Source organism: Hydrogenophaga sp. (assembly GCF_048549895.1).
GTDB lineage: Bacteria > Pseudomonadota > Gammaproteobacteria > Burkholderiales > Burkholderiaceae_C > Hydrogenophaga.
Window position 1 is genome coordinate 1 of sequence record NZ_JBLYYB010000073.1, and the last position, 3,229, is coordinate 3,229.

A 3,229-nucleotide genomic window follows, 5' to 3' on the forward strand; every position below is an offset into this window, starting at 1 on the left:
CGGGCGGTCACGTTACCGAAACGGCGCTGAGAACATCGCTCAGCCCACCGGTCACGATGCGCCGAAATGACCGGTCACATTCGCCGAAATACGCAGTCCAATATGGCTTTCAACAGAAGCTCGCTCTTTTGGAGTAGCTGCGGTGCCGTTGGTGACTCTTGCGCCCCACCGACCTTGGACTTCGTCCTGAAGAGCTTTCGCGAGGTGCGCCAAGGCATTGTCCAGACGTAATCCACTTGCTACCGCCCATTGGAGCTCCTTGAAGATTACGCTGGGATAGCCAGCCCCTTCCACGTCGTTCAAATCAGGAATGAGAAACTTAGGGGCAGGTTGACCTTCGAGAGCCCTCCAAAGGACTTCCATCAATGAGGCGACATCGGTTTGCCTGCCCAGCACGAGAGTCCAAGCCAGCGTCGCCCCGCTATCAGGTGCGATGCACAAGATGAGCTGAAAGCGGTCCAAGACGATCTCCACCCAGTTGCCTTGCTCGTCAAGCAAGTGATACTGGGCTATGGCGTCTATCGAATACTCGTCAAGTTCCCACACGCAGTAGGGAGTCAACGGAGGTGATTGCGGGGCCTCTCCGTTTGAGTATTGCGACGCACGGGCCGCCTCCGGACTGTGGCTTTTTTCTAGCCAGACTTGCAAATTTGAGGGTATGTAGACGGTCCTTACCCACTCACGCAATGCACTTCGAGCCTGGGTTGTGGTACCAAGCGGGTACTCATGTTCTGCGACACCCGCTTGCCTGCAAAGTCCCACAAAATGCAGATGCAAGCGTTGCCAGCTGGCTTTGTTGAACACGATTGCCTTGCGCCTGCGATCGTTCAGAAAGTCAACGAGGCCGCGGTAGATTGCTGGGCGGGTACGGAGCAGTTTTCCAAAAGCTCCACTCAAGCCTGAGCCTTCTGTGACGGCATCATTGTCAAGCGCTGCATCTCTCAGATACTTTTTTCGAGCAGCACCGCGGACAAATGCACGGTAGCCCCACAGCTGACCGTCGGGCGCAATTTCTCGGGCCTTGATGATGAGCTTGCACACCCATGTCTCATCCAAACGAGCTGCCTGGGCTGCCTCGCGTAGCCCGCCACCATTGGCGTAAATGGTTGCTGCACGATCAAGGTGGTTGAAACGTGCTCGATCTTTGGGATCTTTGATTGCAGTCGGATCTACGGTGGGCCAAGATGCAAGTTCGTCGGGCAGCAGGGGCTGCGTGCGTGAGCCCCTAAAAAATGGGTTCGATGATGCTGGCATCGCCGTACGCGCCACTAGAGATATCCAACCTGATTTTTCCGGCATGACGCAGCTTGAAAAGTGCAGCATCCACGAGAGCAATGTCGCCTTGCTTGGTCATGCACCGCATAGCGCCAACGACATCGGCGCGGATCCAGGGCCTCGAATTTCGAAGCAGATTGGCTACATGCTCTTCCATCAACCGCAATCGTTCATGCCGCGCGTACAGACCCACGCGTTGAATCAACCACTCAAGCAGTGGCAGGAGCTTGATGTTGTCGGCTTGTACCTCCCACGCTGTTCGCACGCTTGCTTCGACGCCGTGTGCTTTAGCGACGACCTCGAGCGCTTCCAGCGCACGTGCACTCAGCCCCTTATTGGTCGTGGCCACCACCTCCAAGGTCGGAGCCTGGTTTTTCCACCGGATGAACAAATGGGGCCGTACCTCCACATGCTTGCCTTTGTGAAGAGCACTCCAAGGTTCCCTTCGGGCATCGAGGTCGAGCACAGCCGTGTCGAATCGCCTCAACAGCCAGTTCTGATAAGCGGGCTCTGAATTCATCACCACAGCTTCGTTCGCGAAGGGGTCATACCGGCCGATGCGCTTCATCTTTCCGTTGGAAAAGCGACCTTTGAGACCCCCAACTGAGAAGTCGGGCAAAGTATTTTGTGGGTTTAGAGAGGAGAAGTCAGCGAAGTAGTCGCGCCCCTGCTCAAACGAGGTATACATCGTTCATCCTTCCATGGGACCTGTTTGCGGTGCCGCACCAAAGTGCTTCGCATGAGCGTCAGCACATCGGTGCCTGAGTCATCTCGTGAAACGGAGAGACCAGGTGAATGGGTGGCGAACTCGACACCCAGGAAGGAACGTCAGTAGCGGCTTGACAAGCTGCCGACGTGGGAATATCGTGAGGTGGTCAACTCGACACTGACACTTCACGAAAGCGCCCGAGTGCCTCCGCACTTCGGGCGTTTTTCCTTTTCTGCTTCCTCAGATCTCTGATCGATCGTGCAGGGTTACATGGCAGGCTCCTGTCTATTAATGGCGCCAAGGGCCGTTGAGAATGCATTCGGTCGTGATTGGCATCGGTTGGTGTCCGTCTGCGCCCTCGCACAACTGCGGCCCCTCCCTCCTCTTCATCTCGTGAACATCCGAGCGAAGGCATTGGTCAAACGAAGCGTCGCACAAATCAAGGATTGGCGTTGGGTCTATTTTTTGCCAGAATCCGACCCATGAAACTTCTTCACCCATCGCTGAGCTTTAAACCGCCCACCGACGGGTCCTCGCCTGAACTTATCCATCAACTTCAAACCGCAGAAGTGGGGTCAACTGACTTCGCACTCCCTGTTTCAGCACGAAATGCGAAGCGCAACATTGAGCGTATTCACACCATCGCGGTTTACCAGGCCGCATTGCACGCAACCAACCTGACTTCCGCCTACCAATTGGAAAAGCTTTATGAGGAGGAAATGGCGGGTGGCAAAATTTCGATGCCGAATTGGGGGGGCACACGGTCTAGGTTATGGGATAAATGGTCACGAGGAGAGTCAACAATCCGTTGGCAACTTAGGCGAGGCAGCAAATTAGCTAGAAACAGACTGGCAGCAATAGAGCGGAGATCTGCTGCTTTTTGGACCTTTGTCAATATGCCATTCTGGCGCTATCTCGACCCTGAACCGCCTTCATTGGCTGATGTAATTTCAGATTGCAGTTCTGAAGCTCTTCAATTGGGCACTGGAGACTCAATTGATTTCGTTACAGCCGCTCCTCGCGACCACAAACGCCATATGGAACTCACCCAACTGACCGCTGCGCTGACTGAGAGCTCTTCGCGCTACCTCGCGCTGTGTGCGCTGTGGCGGTCTATGCGATGCTGTGTGAGCACAGACCAAATCGGCACTTACATCCATTTGTACGGCACCTGGCTTTCCTGTCGCGAGGCTCTCAAACGTGATCCGATTCTCGGTAAGGTCGCTGACGATCTGTACCGCCACA

Annotated in this window: 3 protein-coding genes; 1 reads left to right on the plus strand and 2 read right to left on the minus strand. The window is 55.2% G+C overall.

The annotated features are described in order from the left end of the window. Nucleotides 1-51 precede the first annotated feature (51 nt). Both ACN4F8_RS06995 and ACN4F8_RS07000 read right to left on the minus strand, forming a co-directional pair. Nucleotides 52-1,323: a hypothetical protein gene (locus ACN4F8_RS06995; protein ID WP_419472887.1), complete on the minus strand. Its 1,272-nt coding sequence runs from the start codon at nucleotides 1,321-1,323 to the stop codon at nucleotides 52-54. Beyond that, a complete protein-coding gene (locus ACN4F8_RS07000; RefSeq protein WP_419472888.1) occupies nucleotides 1,226-1,963 on the minus strand; it encodes a hypothetical protein in 738 nt (245 codons plus the stop codon). The genes ACN4F8_RS06995 and ACN4F8_RS07000 overlap by 98 nt, the downstream gene beginning before the upstream one ends. A 503-nt stretch (nucleotides 1,964-2,466) precedes the next feature. Between ACN4F8_RS07000 and ACN4F8_RS07005 the strand changes: the two genes are divergently transcribed. Further along, nucleotides 2,467-3,229, plus strand: a 763-nt coding sequence (locus ACN4F8_RS07005; RefSeq protein ID WP_419472889.1) for a hypothetical protein, incomplete at its 3' end; no start/stop codon positions are given.

Coding starts and splice junctions, on each gene's coding strand:
- ACN4F8_RS06995 (WP_419472887.1), bottom strand. CDS start 1,323: ATGCTGCACTTTTCAAGCTGCGTCATGCCGGAAAAATCAGGTTGGATA.
- ACN4F8_RS07000 (WP_419472888.1), bottom strand. CDS start 1,963: ATGTATACCTCGTTTGAGCAGGGGCGCGACTACTTCGCTGACTTCTCC.